Origin of the sequence: Hymenobacter bucti (assembly GCF_042681145.1) — a bacterium.
GTDB classification, from domain to species: Bacteria; Bacteroidota; Bacteroidia; order Cytophagales; family Hymenobacteraceae; genus Hymenobacter; species Hymenobacter bucti.
Window position 1 is genome coordinate 369,697 of the sequence record NZ_JBHUFD010000006.1, and the last position, 15,875, is coordinate 385,571.

Genomic DNA, 15,875 nt, shown 5'->3' on the forward strand with positions numbered 1-15,875 from the left:
GGACTACAGCGTAATGCGCTTGTTTTCTTTAATCTGCTTAATGTAGACTTGCTTGAGGATACTCACATAGTCCTCTACATCCTGTTCGGTCTCGAGCGTGCTTTTCTTGAAGCTGACCTCCACGTTGGTACGCCGCACATACTCTACTTTGGGCTCTTGCGCGGTAGTTGAGTCCTCGCCTGGCTTCCGGTCACTACCTGGCACTGGCTGAGGCGCATTTTTGCGCAGCAGCGTCTGCATCTCATTCAGCAGCTCTACAAATAGCTCGTTGCTGCTCACCACATACCCTCGGATGTTGGAGATATACCGGTTGACGGCAGCCTTTTCGCCCAACACCGTGAGTTGTATTAGGAGGCTTTCTTGTTGTGCATTGGTGAGCTGCTGAAAACTAGCATCAGCTTTGAGGTTCTCTTTGTGCTGCTTGATATTCGACAGAGCCTTTTCCTTCTCTTCCCCTAATTTAGCTAGCACCTTCTCGCGGATCGAATCCATAGCAGCTTTAGCCTCCTGGATAATCGTTCCTGCATAAGGGCTGGTGTGCGCAAGAGCGGCCTCTAACTTTGCTAGCTCTTCGCCCTCAATATGCTCATAATTGGATAAATCTCCCTTTGAAAAACTCTTAATATCTTCATAGATCTTCTTCTGCTCACTATTCCAAAAGCGCTTAATCGGATCCAAAAGGCCCTCTTTCCCGTCGAGCAGTTTATCTTCGAAATCCTTGCGGTTAAGCAAAAGGTAATTGGGCTCCTTCTTACTAAGCTTATCCAATGTGTCCCTTAAGGGTTCTAAAGAAGCCAAGAACGGGAAATGGGCACGCTGAGCCACCAGCTCTTTAACGAATCCAAGCTCTTCACTTAGCATACGACGGAAAGCCGTGGCAACTTCCTTAGCTTCAGTAGCAGGACAAGTTTGGTCAAACAGCTCGTTGTAAACCTCCTTCAAAGCCCGTACTAGCTTCGGATCAATATCCTCCTGGGGCTCTAGCAGCGTCGTGGCCTGCAAGCGGTTATTCAGTAGAGCGGCTAAGATGGCATCGTCACCCAGCAGCCCTCCATCTTGCCGCACATCTAGCTTGCCTCGCTTGTATAGGCGGGCCACTATTGTCCAGATAGCATTCTGGCTCCAGCCGTAGGGCTTCTTGACAAACTGATCTTTAACGTCCGTAAGTGAGGTCCGCTCCGATTGCTTCTTTCTGCGGATGATATAGTTCAGAACCTCATTCTCGGGCTCCGATATGGTGCTGTCATCCGTGCCGAACAGATCGTTTTGCTTGGCTTTAATCATCTGCTTGATCGTGTCCTCTGAAAAGGCTGTGGTACCCAGCATTTTCAGGTTCGGGTAAGCAATTTTAACCAACCCCTGGAAGGCATTAGTTACCTTAACGCGGCCATCAGCCGCATTGCTAACTTCGTACTTACTGCCATTGAGCAGTACATCGGCTTCACCAAGGAGTTGCTTAAGCAGCAGGATAAGCGTTCGCCTTCTTTCGCTATTCTGAGTGCCTTTTTCGTAGAGTAGCCGTTTAATGCTCTCCTTGTTATTGGTGGACTGGCTTTGCTTAATGTACTTATCCGTTTTGAGATAAAGCCGCACATCTTTTAACAACCGCTCATTGGGCGGAAGCACCATCATCATCATCGTGTTGCGCCCCATCGATTGAGCAGCTAGACGGTCCCGATGCTCATAATCGTCGTGATTAGGCGTGATGACATCAATGACTAATTCCTTTTCACGCCCGAGAATGCTGCCATCTATCTTATGCGCAAACTCATAGTCTTGCTTATTCTCGATGTATTTGATTTTGGTGTCCCGTATAACTTCATCAAAAGCCAGCTCATTGAGTAGCTGTGTAATAGTCGACTCATCTACGTCTGTCGCCTTAATCTCTTCCTCAATATCCTTTTCATCATCGGTGAGGAATTCATACAGGTCCCCGTTCCTTTGAACGTAGGTTTGGGCCTCCAAAAGGCCCAACGCTTTTTGAATTTTTTGTTCATGCGCTTTTAAATCGATATGAATGTTATCGATCATAAGCACCGAGATGTTGCGGGGAGTAGTTTTGAAGTTGGAATAATACTTAACCAAGAACAGTGCTTTGAGCACCTTGATGGCGAAGGCATCTTCCAGGTTACGCTCCGCTAGCGTAATCGAACTTTGAATCTCACCGCGAATCGTCGACCGTATTCCTTCATATAGCAAATCAAACGTTACCAGTGCATCATCCTGGGCATTACCCATACGCAGCACCACATCCTGGAAGACGCCAAGCATGGAACGCTCACCTACCGAAGCGTGCTTGCCTTGGAACGCGTTGTGATGCGACAGGGCCTTAATGCACTGCTGAAAGAGGTCGAATTGATACGGGACGAACGGATATTTATTTGTAAAATTCTTTTCTTCCTTATACCCTTTGAATTGAACCCCAACCTCGGAAAAAGTGAGCAATGTTTCGAGGTTAGCATGCTCCTTTTGCCACGTTTGGGCCAGTAGTTTTGTTGCATCCTCTTTCTTCTGAAGGAGACGCTTTTCAATTACCTCATCTACGTTAGCCGACGAGAGCGGAACTTTGATTTTGAATCGCGCCTGAATTCTGGAGAAGTCATTTTGCTGGGCCTTGTTCATGTCGCCCACTACCTTTTCCATATCCTCCTGCGAGGTCACCAATACCCACGCTTGGCCTTTCGTTTTGCTCGCCAACGATTCCGTAATAGTCTGCAGGTTTAGCATCAACTTCGTGTTGTCGCTGATGTACTGCCCCACTTCATCCACGAAGAAATTAAGCCGAAAGCCCTTAGGCTTTGACTTAATATATTCACCTACCTTGGTACTGAAGTCCTCAATAGATAAGGCGCTATCCCTTCGCAGAGTATCAATTATGTTTAAGTAACCGCCGTCAGCCGGGCCCAGAATCGAAGTCAATGCTCGGTCAATGGCGCTCTTGACTTTTGGAGAGAAATATTTGCGCCGCCCGCTTACCCAGCCTTCCTGCGCCTCTTCCTCAAACTTTGTAGTAAAGGCTACATATGCCCCTTCCGTGGTGAGCCATCTTTCAAAATCTGCGACATGGCCTTGCGCTCCGTAAAAGCCCATGTGGTCGTTCAGTACCTTGTAGAATACGTTCAGAATAGCGTCTTCATCCTGCTTGGTGGTAATCTGCGCCTGTTGGTCAATATTGAATAGGATGGACTCGGAGGGGGTGCGGGTGGCTTTTAGGACGTTAGCTTTTAAGATGGCATCATTCACGACCTTTTTAGCAAAGACCTCCCCCAACTTTTGGCCTTCGTGCTCGCGGTTTTCCATTACATAGGAAAGGATCTTGAGCAAGTGTGACTTGCCAGAGCCAAAGAAGCCCGAGATCCAAACGCCATTAGCGCCCTGGTAGTCATTATAAGCGGCAAAGAAATCCTGAATCTTCAGCGCAATCTCATTAGTGACCACGTACTCTTCCACTTCCTGAAAGACGTGGTCTTGATCATCCGCTTTAATTACTGTTTCTATAGGGCGAGTGATATCTCGTTCGAAGATTTCTTGCAGCTTCATGGTTTAAGTTGATAATTATCGATGTTAAAAGCGCGGTAATAATTGTCGTCCTTTAGCAGGCCAAACAATTCTAAAGAGTACCCATCATATACACCCGGAAAAAAGGTGATTGTCGGGGCGGATTTCGCCACACTCTGTAGGTTGTTAAGAATGTTGTGCGAGCGGAGAAATGGAAAGACGAGTCCTATGCCAGTTAGAAAGTATAGCTTAGCTGAACTACTATCAATTATTTTTTTGATAGCAGGTATTAATACCTCATTGACATCTAATACAGATTGTAATGACTGTTTGAACTCACCTTTCTCACTTGACTGCTCAATTTCAAAAATTTCACCTTCCCCTAATTCCTTATTAAGGATAGAAAAAACCAAGTCATAAAGGTTAATTTCCAAGGCAGCGATTCCTTGATTCTCCAGTTTATTTTTTAAACCTTTGAAGGCTTTATCTACTTCGACCTGATTCTTTGGCGAGAATGGGGCAATAAAGAAAGGTATTTCACCGCCTAGGGATTTCATCTCCAAAAAATCTTCGGTTGAAATCACACGATATAAATGATCAAAAGTCTCGGCTACCTTCTTCATGCGATTGAATTAGAGGCATCCAGCTCCCGGTCAGAAATCAGAAAAATCTTTAGCCAATCTGCATTGTCCTCGGCAATAGCTCGTACCACGGCTCTGTCTATTAATTGTGGGCTTATTCTCTTTGACTTTATATTGTCGATTAAACCGGTTTGCTCAAGAATTTTAAGAGTGACCTGCTTAATTTTTATTGCCGATTTTTCAGTTAAATTCTCGAGTTCAGGATGATCTAAGCTTTTCCGGCGAGAAAATGCTATGTAGTCACCTTCTGATAGCTGGTAGTCGAACCCTTGAACCTTTTCGCGCAGTACTTCCACTACAAACTCCCGAATAAAGGAGTAGGCTTTGCAGACACTCAGCAGTGCTATATGCCTCTGTGAAGCAGTATCAGAAGAGGCTAATATCTCCATTTGCTTGGTCGTTAAAGCCTCGACTCTAAGTCTGAGTTCTCTGAACTGCACGTTAATGGTTTTAGCCTTTTGACCCTTTATTATGGCAGCTTTATCAATAGCTTGGTCTTTCTGCGTCAAAAAAGCGTGTGCAAGAGCAGCCATCTCAGGGAGCATCAGTGATGCTCCGGTGAAAGACAATCTGTACTTCTCTTCGCTATCCATTGGCATTTTTCTCATTCTTTAATTCTACTCCGAGGATGGTGGTCAATTTTCCCAAGTGAACGCTATTAGGTTGCGTTTTGCCACTGCACCAGTTACTTACAGTAACACTTGACACTCCTAGCTTAGCAGCGAGCCAATTCTGTTTGAGTCCCTTCACCTGTAAAACCTTCTTCAACATCATCTCTTTAATAAAAATTAAAGTGCTCCTGACTGAGCGAAGTCAAAGATATTCTAGAAAGTAGAAAGGAAACCCGATAGGCCGCTCGCCAAACTAAGGTGAGGCAAAATTTCTCTACAGCCACTTGTAGATGTAAGAGCTGCTCAATGACTTATCGGATCACCTTATAAAGTGGCGGTCGACACAATCTATGCACCAACCGAACTTATAGAGCTTGGGCAGTTGACGAAGCCTTAAAGAAACGACCTACGTCAGGTACGACGCTCCCTTCCTTGCGTCACTCGGAACTCTTATAGTAATACTAGCAAGTTATCTCCCCAACAAAAACGCATAGCAGCCTAGCTTGAATTGCACAAAAAGCAATTCATAACCTATTCAAGCGCATTCTATCCCATATAAAATATAATTAATCTTGCAAAACGCTTGAAGAACGCTACCAGCCCATCATATTTGTCAGCAGTAAGTAAGTCTATACGTTGTCTCTATCCCTTAAATTATAAGGTCGTAACTACCGGCAGGCTATGACACTGAGAAAGTAGTTCGATTTCTATCCAAACTATCCCTATATGCCCACCCCATTCCTTCTGGAAGAGCTTTTCTTCCCGGTAAAGTCACGCCCGCTGCAAACCTCGATTGACGACGAAATACAAAAGGTCCCGCGCTACCGAGTCCTAACCTGCGAGCAGGGCGTGCTAGGTGTGAAACCCGCGTGGCAAGCCGAGGCGCAACCACGCCCGAGTCCATTAGGACGGCACCTGGTAGTCGACCACGCACAGGCCCATGCGCTGAGCCAAGCGCTATACCAACAAACATTCGGCGAAGTCGGCGGGCCGCACTACTGGGTTGGAGCCGCCCCCGTGGGAGAGCTAAGACCAGTGGGAGCTTGGGCCACGGTAGTATACGGGCAGGAAAGCGCCACGCTAGCCGATGTGCTACCCTTCTCCCTGTTTGACGAGCGGACGCGGGCCAACCGGCCGGTAGCCCCCTGGGAGTGGGCCTTACAAGGTGGCCAAGATGCCCCCTTCCGGCAGGAGCTAGCGCGTTTTGAACCAGCACTGGCGTTCACAAACGGGTTCGACTATGACGACGAACTCACGTTCTACGTGCTAGTAACCATGCCGGAGATGGTAGCACCTAAGCACGTGCTAGCTTGGTTGGACGAAACCGAACGCCGCCGACCGCGCCGACCAGTGCTGGTGCTGAAAACGGGCAAGTTCAAGGCCTCCTACATCGAGCAACTGTACAAGCTGACAGGGACAGCACTGCTGGAGAAAGCTAAGCTAGCTCTGCCAGAAATAGCCCTTAGCTTCCGACAGGAGTTGCTAAATTTTGCGAACCTCTACTACGCCCTGCAGCACACGCCAGTCGTGCCAGATCACTTAATGCCAGTCACGCTAGACTTGTATGACCTGAACCGCAATATTCGTACGGTGCAGGGGGACGCAAACTTGCAAAGTCGTATTCGTCGCCGTGCGCAGGATGCACGTGCTTTCTTCACCGCCCACCAGGATGGGGACTTAGCAGCGCTGGTGCGCTACTTAATGTACCAGGATGCGTTCGACCCGACCCGTTTCGACCGGCGGGCAGCGGAAGAGGCTCTCAGTCGCCGTGATGCCTACCGCAACCTACAAACCCGACTAAACCTGCGCACGCTGAACAATCCGCCACAGCTGTATAGCTACCTGGAAAGCCAACACCGCGACTGGGAAAGCCTAGCACCCGAACTATACTAACTTCCTCCTTCCTCCCCTAATCGATGCGTCCGACCAAAGTAAGTGTTGCCGATATTTTTGAACGTGAGCGCCGTTATGCAATCCCACTTTTTCAGCGGCAATATGTATGGGAGAAGCCAAAACAATGGACTCCGTTGTGGGAGGACATCGAGCGGTTGGCCGAGGAAGAAGTAAGCCGAATGCAAGGCAACCGGTATGGGCATGGCCGGCCGCGTAATCACTTCATTGGTGCGGTCGTTACAGCTCCTGTCCTTACATCGGGGCGGCAGCTCAATGCGGTAAACGTTATTGACGGGCAGCAGCGGTTAACAACCCTGCAGATAGTACTGACAGCCCTACAAGATGTGGCCAAAGGATTAGAGATACAAGGAGTGGATACCCTCTTCACCCGTCTAACGCGCAACACTTACCGCACCGAACAACCCTTTGAACAGTTTAAGGTATGGCCCACTACAGGTGACCAAGCTGTTTTTGAGCAGGTACTCACGGCTGGTTCGCGGCAGGAGGTAGAACAACGCTTTCCCCTAACGCGAGGCTACCGTAAAATCAAGTACGACCCTCGGCCACGACTAGTGGATGCTTATCTCTACTTCTATAGCCAGTTTGAAAACTGGCTGTTGACCCTCGACGAGACGGATCAAAACGCGGAAAGAATAGATGAGCAGCAACTAAGTGACCGATTAGATGCACTACTGAAAAGCATCACGACCCGATTAGAAATTGTGCTGGTTGAGTTAGACGAGGACGATGACCCGCAGGTGATTTTTGAGTCCTTGAACGGTCGGGGACAGGCATTGCTCCCTTCAGACTTAATACGCAACTTCGTATTCTTAGAGGCCAATCGCGAGCATCTGTCCACGGAACAGCTGTACGAGCAGTACTGGCGAGAATTCGATAATTCAGCCAATGCAGATTTCTGGCGCCGGGATACGCGCCAGGGGCGCCTCAGCCGTCCCCGGCTGGATCTGTTCTTCTTTCATTTTCTGACCTTGCACCGCCAAGAACTGTTGAGTATCGGGCAGCTTTACACCGAGTTCAAGGAGTGGTGGCAGACGGTGCGGGCTGGGGAGAATGTAGAGCGGGAGCTACAGCAATTGCGGGCCAGCAGCGATGCCTACCGGCTGCTGTTCGAAGGACCTAAAACCAGTCGTATAGAAATGCTAGTGCAGCGCTTACAAGTGCTCGACTCCAGCGTCTTTTATCCAGTGCTACTGGGGCTGCTCACGCGCTGGAAGACTAAGACAGATGCTCGAGCGCTGGACGCTATCTGCGGTGATCTGGAATCCTATCTCGTGCGCCGAACAGTATGCGGGCTTACGCCGAAGAACTACAACCGAGTTGCCCTAGAACTCTTGCAGACGCTAGAGCAGGCTGTTAGCATAGACCGAGCAGCAGTAAGCAACTTTCTACGCGGCCTCACGGGTGAGAGTGGCCGGTGGCCGGAGGATGGGGAGTTTAAGCTGGCCTGTCAAACGCAGCCGCTGTATAAAACGCTAAAACCCGCGCGTACCCAGATGATACTAGCTGCGCTGGATTTACAACTGCACACAAACCGGCAGGAGCAGCTGCATCTACCCATTACCTTATCAGTGGAGCACATCTATCCGCAGACTCCTACTGTCGGCAGATGGGACCACATCGAAGAGGAAGATGGGGCGCGGGTGCTTAATCAACTAGGCAACTTGACCTTGCTGACCAGACCTCTTAATTCGTCTATTAGCAACGGAGCGTTCAGCCGGAAACGACCGGCTATCACCCGCCAGAGTCTTTTGCAGCTCAATGCCTATTTTCAGGACTTGGATGACACCGATGAATGGGGAGTAGCTGAGATTCAGAAGCGCGGAAAAGAACTAACTAAGCTGGCGATCAAAGTTTGGCCGCGTCCAGCCGACTAGGGCAAGTAGCTACTACTTTTTACACCTATAAAAGGCCGGCTAGCGGGGCATAATGCTCATCTGGTCGGCCTTAGTTATGGAACAACAATGCTGTATTTAACTCAAAAACTTACTAATCCCCCCGCGTAGGTAGCGTTGGCAACAACTGCCCCTAAGATGCATGCAACCTGAGGTTACAAATCAGCAATTCTCGTTCCTCGAAACTTAACAGCCTTACCTGCCCCAACCCCGCCTATATCAACATAACCTCAACATTAATTGCACATTCTCTCATTCCCACCCCTCCCCACAGATACCTTAACGCATATAAACTATAATTAACCGTATAAATCGACAAAAAACTGCCCCCTCCCTAGCATATTTGCCCACAATAAGCTAATTCTATACCTTCTACCTATAATGTCGCAACTACAGGCAGGCTATGCCATCGAGGAAGTAGTTCGATTTCTATCTAAGCCGCAGTTCCAACACCCCATTCCCGCGACCCAAGTGCGGGAATTACTGCACCACCTGTCCTGGTTTGAGGTGACTGCTTCCGTTGCGTTCGACCAACCAGGCATCGAGCACGACAACGAGGCGCTGTGGGCGGTCGCGGCTAATCTAGTAAGCCGGGGATTGCCCACGCGCGCACCGGTGAGTCTAGCGGAGGCCCTGCTCCGCCACTACTGGCCCCAAGGGGCGGCGCGAGACGAAGTAGCCTTCGAAAAGGGAACGTACAGCTTTACGCTAGGTGAACCGGCCAAGCCGGAGCTCTGGGCCAAGTGGCTCTGGCGAGCGCTACACCCCATCGACCCGCGCCTGCAACTTAATCACCCAATTTTAATCCAGCTGCAAAGCTGGGAATCCCACGGCAGCGACTTTGAGCGGCGCTTTCTCACGCGCCTTATTCCCGCCGTGGATGGCGCGTACTTACTGCAGCTCGTGCAGCCTCAGACGTCGCTACGCACGCTGCTGGAGTGGGCCCCCGACGAAGCCGAGCAACTGCACAAGCTGCTGCAAACTAATCCTGAGGATTTCACGGACCAGTCCGTGGACTTCACCCTGCCGCTCCCCTACCCCTGGCGCCGGAATAATGGGGCCGTTCGCGGGTTGGTGCTGGAAGTCGACGGCAGTCAGCATTGGGAAGACGAGGGGCAGCGCCGCAAAGACGCCGCCCGCGACAAGGCCACGCGCGAGGCCGGCTGGGTCCCGGTACGCCTACGCACCACCGAGTTTTCGCAGCCCGACAAGGCACTGGCCCCCTTGCACGAAGTCGTCAAACAGCACGACTACTTGCAACTCTTACGCACCAACTACGAGCGCTCCCTGCTGGCCACCGAAGCCGGACGCGCGGCCCTGCTCTTAACGCTGGGCCCCCTTGCCGTGGGACGCGTGCACCGCACGCTGCTCGAGTGCATGCTGAATGGAATCTTACCAGCGCACAAGACGACGTGGCGGCTGGCCATCATCGAGCGGGATATCCCCTGCGCCGTATGGGGCGTGGCGTGCCTAATAGAGCAAATGCATGCGCTCTACTCACTGCAGGGACTAGGCAGAAGCTTACCGCAGATTGAGCTCTTTGTCGTTTCCAGCCCAGAATTTGATTCGGCTACCCTCCCTACCATAGGAGAAATCACCATGCCGGTAACGGCGCTCAACCAAGCCGAGCTAGCGGATGACTACGACCTCCTACTGGATGTATCCATCCTCCAGCGGCCCGGCTTTAGTCAGGCGCCTGCGCTCCGCCGTACCCCGTGCGTGACGTTGCGAACAGCCCACGCCCCGCAACAAGCCCGCGCTTTTAGAACCGCGCCGCTTATTCCCTATCCGCCCCTAGTAAAGCGAGACGGCAGCAGCGAGTCGGCCTACCACGTGTCCGAGGAGCAAGCGGAGCGAGGCGAGGCGCTGGAGTACTTCGTGCAAAACATCTTTCGCAAGAAGGGGCTGCGCGGCGGTCAGCTCCCCATTATCAGCCGGGGGCTTCAGGGCAAAAGCGTGCTGGGCCTCCTCCCCACGGGAGGCGGCAAGTCTCTTACCTACCAGCTGGCCGCGCTTTTGCAACCAGGAGTCGCTCTGGTGGTGGACCCCATTAAGTCGCTCATGCTGGACCAGTACGATGGCCTGCAGGACAATTGGATTGACGCGGCTTCCTTCGTGAACGGCTCCGTCCGCTCGCGGGTGCAGCGCGAGCTGCGGCTCGCTCGCTTGCGCCGGGGCGAGGTGCTTTTCTTCTTCATCTCGCCCGAGCGCATGGTCATTCCTGACTTCCGCCAGAAGCTTCAGGACATGTACCAGTCCACCCCGAAAGTAGGATTTAGCTACTGCGTCATTGACGAGGCGCACTGCGTATCAGAATGGGGACATGACTTCAGAACGCCCTATCTACGTCTTGGTATCAATGCGCGCACCTATTGTCGTACCTATGACGGCAGTGCTTTGCCGCTTTACGGCCTCACAGCGACCGCTTCTTTCGATGTATTGGCCGATGTGCAACGGGAGCTAAACCTAGAAAATGAAGATGAGGCCATTGTGCGCACAGAGGTTTCTGCCAGGCAGGAATTACATGTGCGCATCCTACCCATCCAGGTTAACGATCCGCTTGCATTCGATGCAGCTGGCCCAGCCAAACAAAAAGCGCTACTCGACTTACTGCCCACAATACCCCAAGACTTACGTCACTGGAATGGTAAATCTGCCATAGGGCTAGACGAAGACACCGTCTTAACGGTGAGGCGCATTCCCAATCTAGAAGATACTACCTTTTTCCTTCCTGATGAAATGGGTAGGTATGAGCACGCGGGTCTCATCTTTTGTCCTCATAAGAGTCGCAAGATTTCATCTGGTGTACGTAGCGTAGTTTACGCGTTAAATGAGCCGGGTCAAGACCTGCCTCATTTAAAAACCGGCTACTTTATGGGAGCCAGTGCCGACGATGGGGATGCTTCTGAGCAGACCCAACAGCGAGAGCTTGTTTCCATGGATGGAATGCAAACCCAGTTCAAGGCCAATGAATTGAATCTGCTCGTGGCCACCAAAGCCTTTGGCATGGGCATCGACAAACCGAATGTGCGCTTTACGGTGCACTACTGCTATCCAGGCTCTATCGAAAGCTTCGTGCAAGAGGCGGGGCGGGCGGGGCGCGACCGGGCCACGGCAGTCAACTATGTACTTTATTACAAAGAGGACGTCGAGATTCAGCAAAACTTCCTAGCCAATGCTTTTAAGGGCAGTCACAAGGAGGGGTGCATTATGCATGAGCTACTAACGCTCATCTCTTTTCCCACTTCCGAGCAGTGCGAAGAGCTAAATAATGAGTTAGAAATTGCCTTTCCCGAAATTCCTGTAACGGCCTCCCTTTACGCACCACCAGGTCAATCTACCCCGCGTTACCTGTACCTCAACCAAGCGCACAGCTGTAGCTACGGCCGCATTGATTTAGCCGATCCACAGGCATTAACGGGGAATACTGACAAAAAGCACCCTGACATCTCCTTTACGCAGGCGCAGCAGGTAGTTAATTGGACCATCAACTACTTACTAACTGAACTACCTACACCGGCTCGCACTGATCAGGCAACGCTAGTTAAACACTTAAGCGGACATAGCGTCGCAGCCAATACGCCGGGCATCATCCCTCGCCTAGAAAGAGTAAGTTTTGGAGCTAGTCCTGAGCCGCTGACCATTGGTTTTACCAATGGGATTCTACGTGAAATCAGCGAAGCAGCGCATACTTTCTCGCTCGACTTACCCATTCCGTTACTTCGCAAAGCGGCAGCCTACGCAAACACACCCGAAAAATTCTTGAGCAACCTCCAAAAGGCCTACAAGAAATCGACTAATCAAACGCTACGCCTACCAGCGGAGTTACGCGACCTTATCAAGGAGCTAGTTCCTAGGATTCGTCAGGAAGAAGATACCGCCAAGGCAGTCCATCGCTTGTGCTTGCTAGGTGTCATCCGTGACTACACTATTGATTACAGCGCCCGCGCGATGACGCTCTACTTTGCGCCTAGACAAAGTGAAGAGGAAGTGCTGAATGCCTACCGCACTTACCTTCTGCGCTACACGACCCCTCCAAGGGTGGACGAACGGATATTAGCTGTGCAAGAAGCAGCTGCTGGTCATCATATTCTATACGCCTGCCTCGATAACTTACTGGATTTCACCTATACAGAAACTGCCGCTAAGCGCCAAGAGTCTATCAAGGCTATGGGTAATGCTTGTGAGATGGGTCTGAACGGGGAAAACCTGAGCGAATATTTTGATCTCTATTTCAATTCTAAATATGCGCGGGAGGAATACCTCCCTAAGCACACGCAGAATGGCCGCTACTTTGACAGAGCAATTCTCTGGCGCTACCTCAATTACATCGGTAATCCCCCAGATAACTTAGGCAAGGAGAAGGATAATGCCAAGCACTTGCGGGGAGCCTGTAGCCGACTCCTCCAAGACCGTATTTACAGCGCGAATGGCGTCGTCCTACTGCTAAGCGGGTTCACAACGCTCTTTCTTGAATTAAGCAAGCCGGAGGACAAGCAAGCTGAACGGCTTTTGCAAGAGGGCCGCACTAATCTTCTGGCGGGCTTTAGCGCATTCCAAGAACAAGACGCCTTAGAATTACCGGCGCTTCTAGCATTTGCTCAAGAGTTTGCTTCAGCTGCGAGCAGGTATGATAATCGGATAGCTGCCTTTATCAATACCCACATCATTTCCCAGTTAGAGCTTGAAATACTCACTAACTGGCTCCAAGAATTCAATCACCAGTTTGACGATCGACCAGCGCTGGCGGTCGTAGTTTAAGCTTCTTTTTTATGCTCTCCGCGCAGCCTTCGCTCGACCTCCTAAAGCAGGAATTATCCCGTCTCTCCACGTATACCAAAGAAATAGGCAAAGCCCAGGAAGTTGCTACTCAAGCTCAAGCAGCAGCTAATGCCGTCATTGAAGCTGCTGAGAATATTAGCTTAGAAAATAGCCTGCTACTTGACGAGTTAAAAACAGAGCATCTGCGCACTATCAGTGAGCAAACCGTTATCCTACAGACGGCATCGCATCAGCAAGCTGCGGACGCACAGGATATCATTAGGCAGGAAGTAAGTGGACTGCGCCAGGGCGCGGAAACTGCCGCAAAAGTGCTACAGCAGGTGCTAGAAGAACAACCACACATACTAGCTACTATTACAGCACAATACAAGCAGGAAGGGAGCTCTCAAACGGACTTAGTTCGTCAACGCATTGGGGAATCTACAGCCTTCCTAAGCGAACAAGTTGCTGCTCAGATAGGGAAGCTCGATCAGGTAAAAAAGGATTTCGACGTAGCTGTACGTAAGCAGTTAGATGTGCTCACATCTATTACAGACCGACTTCAAGTCATTTCTGGTAGCCTAACTGCTTTTCGGGATGCGATGAATGCAGCCAGGTTTACGGATCGCTTAGAAGAATTAGATAGCAAGCAGGAAAGATTAGTAATTCTCACTGCGCAGAATCATACAAGTCTCCTTAGCCGGCTCGAGGTGCTTGAGAGTATTCAGCAGCACGGCACAGAAATGAATACAACCTTGGCTGCGCTCAAGAGCCAAAACCTACTACTACAGGCTGTCATTGCAATAGGCATTGTTGCGCTGCTTGCTCTTCACTTCATAAAATAAGCGACTCACCAAATCATGGGAAAAGAAATCAGCTTGTTTTCTGGTTATGACCAGCCAGAAAATCGCACTACCAATTACTGCCTCCTGATGCTACGCATGCTGTATCAAGAGAATCCCAAGCTACTGGCTGAGACGCTCGCCACCTTATTACCAGGCCAGGCTGATCTTCAGGTCGGAGTACAATTCAGGCAGCAGGTCTTGAAAGGCAATGCTATGCCAGACGGGATTATATCGCAGCCGGCATTTTCAGTGTACGTCGAAACAAAGCATAGTGATTGGCACTACGATGAGCAGTTAGAGCGTCACCTGGAGGCACTTGACAAGGAGCCAGTGGGGGCCAAAGTATTAGTAGCTTTAGCCAAATTCGACGGGGACATAGCTACTAGATTCACCGCAATAGAAACTATCTGCGCTACTCGATACGAGGGAAAAATCAAGTTTATTGCAGCGTCATTTGAGCAATTTCTAGCTGCCGTTCGCTCAGCTTCACTAACGCTTTCGTTAACAAGTTTAGCGAATGATTTTGAACAGTATTTAAATGAAATAAGCTTACTTCCCAACTGGCGCAAGCAGTTGGACGTGGTGAACTGTGGCGAATTTCATTCTCTCCAAGTAGAGGCAGGAGTATACGTCTGCCCAGCTCAGGGTGGACCTTATTCTCATCGCCGCTGCGAGTATATAGGCATGTACTGGGATAAAGCAGTTCATAAAGTAGCTAGCATTTTAGGCGTAGTAGATGTAGACCCGGCCGAAGGTGGAACGGCCGAAATCCTTTGGAATAATGATAGACTCAGTGGTCTCAAGGATGAGGCCTTGATTCAACAGGCCCAAGAAAGGTTTTACCATGCTTGGCCTGACCGCGATTGGGTCGGCCGCGTTTTCGTGTTAGGCCCTCTATTCGACACATATTTTGAAAAGGATAGCCCCGGCGGTATGCAAGGCAGCAAGCAGTACTTCTGGGTCGGCGGAGATATTCAAGCGCAAAACGCCGAAGAGCTAGCCGTTGCGCTGAATGGCCTAAAGTGGTCAGGCTGGAATTGATACGTCTTTCACCCCATGCCCCACCCCACCGACATCACCCACCGCTACCAAGCCCTCCGCAAGCGCAGCTTCGAGCGCCACCTGGACCTATTCCTAACCACCTGCTTCCTGCGTTCCCCAACCCAAGACCTCTCCCAGGTAGAACCTAGCGTATACCAAGCTTTCCTTCCTACCCCGCAAGAGTGGGCCTTCTACGTGCAGTCTCAGCAGGCAAAAAGCTACGCGACATCCGTAAACAACATAAATATTGGAACGCTAGATAAGGCCATCAAAGCCTGGCTAGTAGATAACACCCCCCAGCTCAAAGAATACGAAGCCCACCATCAGTGCATCTCCCCCGCCGCATTTAACGCCCTCCCGGAGCCAGCAGCCTGCGCCTACTGTAAACTTACCCAAGCGCAGTTCGAGACCTTACGACAGGCCGAGCAAATCCAAACCAAACGCCTGCGCACCCGCGGCACCTCCTTCGAAATCGACTGTAAAATTCCCGAGCTCGGCTACACAGAAGGCAACCTAGCCGTCTGCTGCTACTGGTGCAACAACGCGAAAACCGATGAATTCACCGCGGCCGAGTTTCAGCCCGTTGCCGACGCCCTCGCCCTCGTCTAGCGCCAACGCTTGGCAGCGCTAGATCCTGCGCAGTAAGCATAAAACTTAGCTATAAGAAAGGTA

Annotated in this window: 10 protein-coding genes; 6 read left to right on the forward strand and 4 right to left on the reverse strand. The window is 50.6% G+C overall.

Annotated elements, in window-relative coordinates:
- Positions 1 to 3: 3 nt before the first annotated feature.
- Genes brxC through ACFSDX_RS17950 form a run of 4 tightly spaced genes read right to left on the reverse strand, consistent with a single transcriptional unit; the run spans position 4 to position 4,913 of the window.
- The gene (gene brxC / locus ACFSDX_RS17935) at positions 4 to 3,540 is read right to left on the reverse strand and encodes a BREX system P-loop protein BrxC (protein ID WP_382316034.1); all 3,537 of its coding nucleotides are present in this window, start codon (positions 3,538 to 3,540) and stop codon (positions 4 to 6) included.
- Complete coding sequence (locus tag ACFSDX_RS17940) at positions 3,537 to 4,121, reverse strand: DUF1788 domain-containing protein (RefSeq protein WP_382316036.1); 585 nt, start codon at positions 4,119 to 4,121, stop codon at positions 3,537 to 3,539. The genes brxC and ACFSDX_RS17940 overlap by 4 nt, the downstream gene beginning before the upstream one ends.
- Complete coding sequence (locus ACFSDX_RS17945; RefSeq protein ID WP_382316038.1) at positions 4,118 to 4,732, reverse strand: DUF1819 family protein; 615 nt, start codon at positions 4,730 to 4,732, stop codon at positions 4,118 to 4,120. Before ACFSDX_RS17945 ends, ACFSDX_RS17940 begins: the two co-directional genes overlap by 4 nt.
- Positions 4,725 to 4,913: a helix-turn-helix domain-containing protein gene (locus tag ACFSDX_RS17950; RefSeq protein WP_382316040.1), complete on the reverse strand. Its 189-nt coding sequence runs from the start codon at positions 4,911 to 4,913 to the stop codon at positions 4,725 to 4,727. Before ACFSDX_RS17950 ends, ACFSDX_RS17945 begins: the two co-directional genes overlap by 8 nt.
- A 563-nt stretch (positions 4,914 to 5,476) precedes the next feature.
- On the opposite strand from ACFSDX_RS17950, the gene ACFSDX_RS17955 reads away from it, so the two are divergent.
- The 6 genes from ACFSDX_RS17955 (at position 5,477) to ACFSDX_RS17980 (ending at position 15,812) form a co-directional block, all read left to right on the forward strand.
- Entirely contained in the window at positions 5,477 to 6,643 is a 1,167-nt protein-coding gene (locus tag ACFSDX_RS17955) for a hypothetical protein (protein ID WP_382316041.1), read from the forward strand.
- A 23-nt stretch (positions 6,644 to 6,666) separates the two neighbouring features.
- Positions 6,667 to 8,538: a DUF262 domain-containing protein gene (locus tag ACFSDX_RS17960; RefSeq protein WP_382316043.1), complete on the forward strand. Its 1,872-nt coding sequence runs from the start codon at positions 6,667 to 6,669 to the stop codon at positions 8,536 to 8,538.
- 399 nt (positions 8,539 to 8,937) lie between these two features.
- Complete coding sequence (locus tag ACFSDX_RS17965; RefSeq protein WP_382316045.1) at positions 8,938 to 13,317, forward strand: DEAD/DEAH box helicase; 4,380 nt, start codon at positions 8,938 to 8,940, stop codon at positions 13,315 to 13,317.
- A gap of 11 nt (positions 13,318 to 13,328) precedes the next feature.
- Complete coding sequence (locus ACFSDX_RS17970) at positions 13,329 to 14,162, forward strand: hypothetical protein (protein WP_382316047.1); 834 nt, start codon at positions 13,329 to 13,331, stop codon at positions 14,160 to 14,162.
- 15 nt (positions 14,163 to 14,177) lie between these two features.
- Positions 14,178 to 15,203 (forward strand): hypothetical protein, encoded by a 1,026-nt coding sequence (locus ACFSDX_RS17975; protein ID WP_382316049.1) that lies wholly within the window; start codon positions 14,178 to 14,180, stop codon positions 15,201 to 15,203.
- A 15-nt stretch (positions 15,204 to 15,218) separates the two neighbouring features.
- Complete coding sequence (locus ACFSDX_RS17980) at positions 15,219 to 15,812, forward strand: hypothetical protein (protein ID WP_382316051.1); 594 nt, start codon at positions 15,219 to 15,221, stop codon at positions 15,810 to 15,812.
- Positions 15,813 to 15,875: the final 63 nt, after the last annotated feature.

Bases quoted from the DNA above. Each gene is read 5' to 3' on its own strand.
- brxC (WP_382316034.1), bottom strand. From the start codon at position 3,540: ATGAAGCTGCAAGAAATCTTCGAACGAGATATCACTCGCCCTATAGAA.
- ACFSDX_RS17940 (WP_382316036.1), bottom strand. From the start codon at position 4,121: ATGAAGAAGGTAGCCGAGACTTTTGATCATTTATATCGTGTGATTTCA.
- ACFSDX_RS17945 (WP_382316038.1), bottom strand. From the start codon at position 4,732: ATGGATAGCGAAGAGAAGTACAGATTGTCTTTCACCGGAGCATCACTG.
- ACFSDX_RS17950 (WP_382316040.1), bottom strand. From the start codon at position 4,913: ATGATGTTGAAGAAGGTTTTACAGGTGAAGGGACTCAAACAGAATTGG.
- ACFSDX_RS17955 (WP_382316041.1), top strand. From the start codon at position 5,477: ATGCCCACCCCATTCCTTCTGGAAGAGCTTTTCTTCCCGGTAAAGTCA.
- ACFSDX_RS17960 (WP_382316043.1), top strand. From the start codon at position 6,667: ATGCGTCCGACCAAAGTAAGTGTTGCCGATATTTTTGAACGTGAGCGC.
- ACFSDX_RS17965 (WP_382316045.1), top strand. From the start codon at position 8,938: ATGTCGCAACTACAGGCAGGCTATGCCATCGAGGAAGTAGTTCGATTT.
- ACFSDX_RS17970 (WP_382316047.1), top strand. From the start codon at position 13,329: ATGCTCTCCGCGCAGCCTTCGCTCGACCTCCTAAAGCAGGAATTATCC.
- ACFSDX_RS17975 (WP_382316049.1), top strand. From the start codon at position 14,178: ATGGGAAAAGAAATCAGCTTGTTTTCTGGTTATGACCAGCCAGAAAAT.
- ACFSDX_RS17980 (WP_382316051.1), top strand. From the start codon at position 15,219: ATGCCCCACCCCACCGACATCACCCACCGCTACCAAGCCCTCCGCAAG.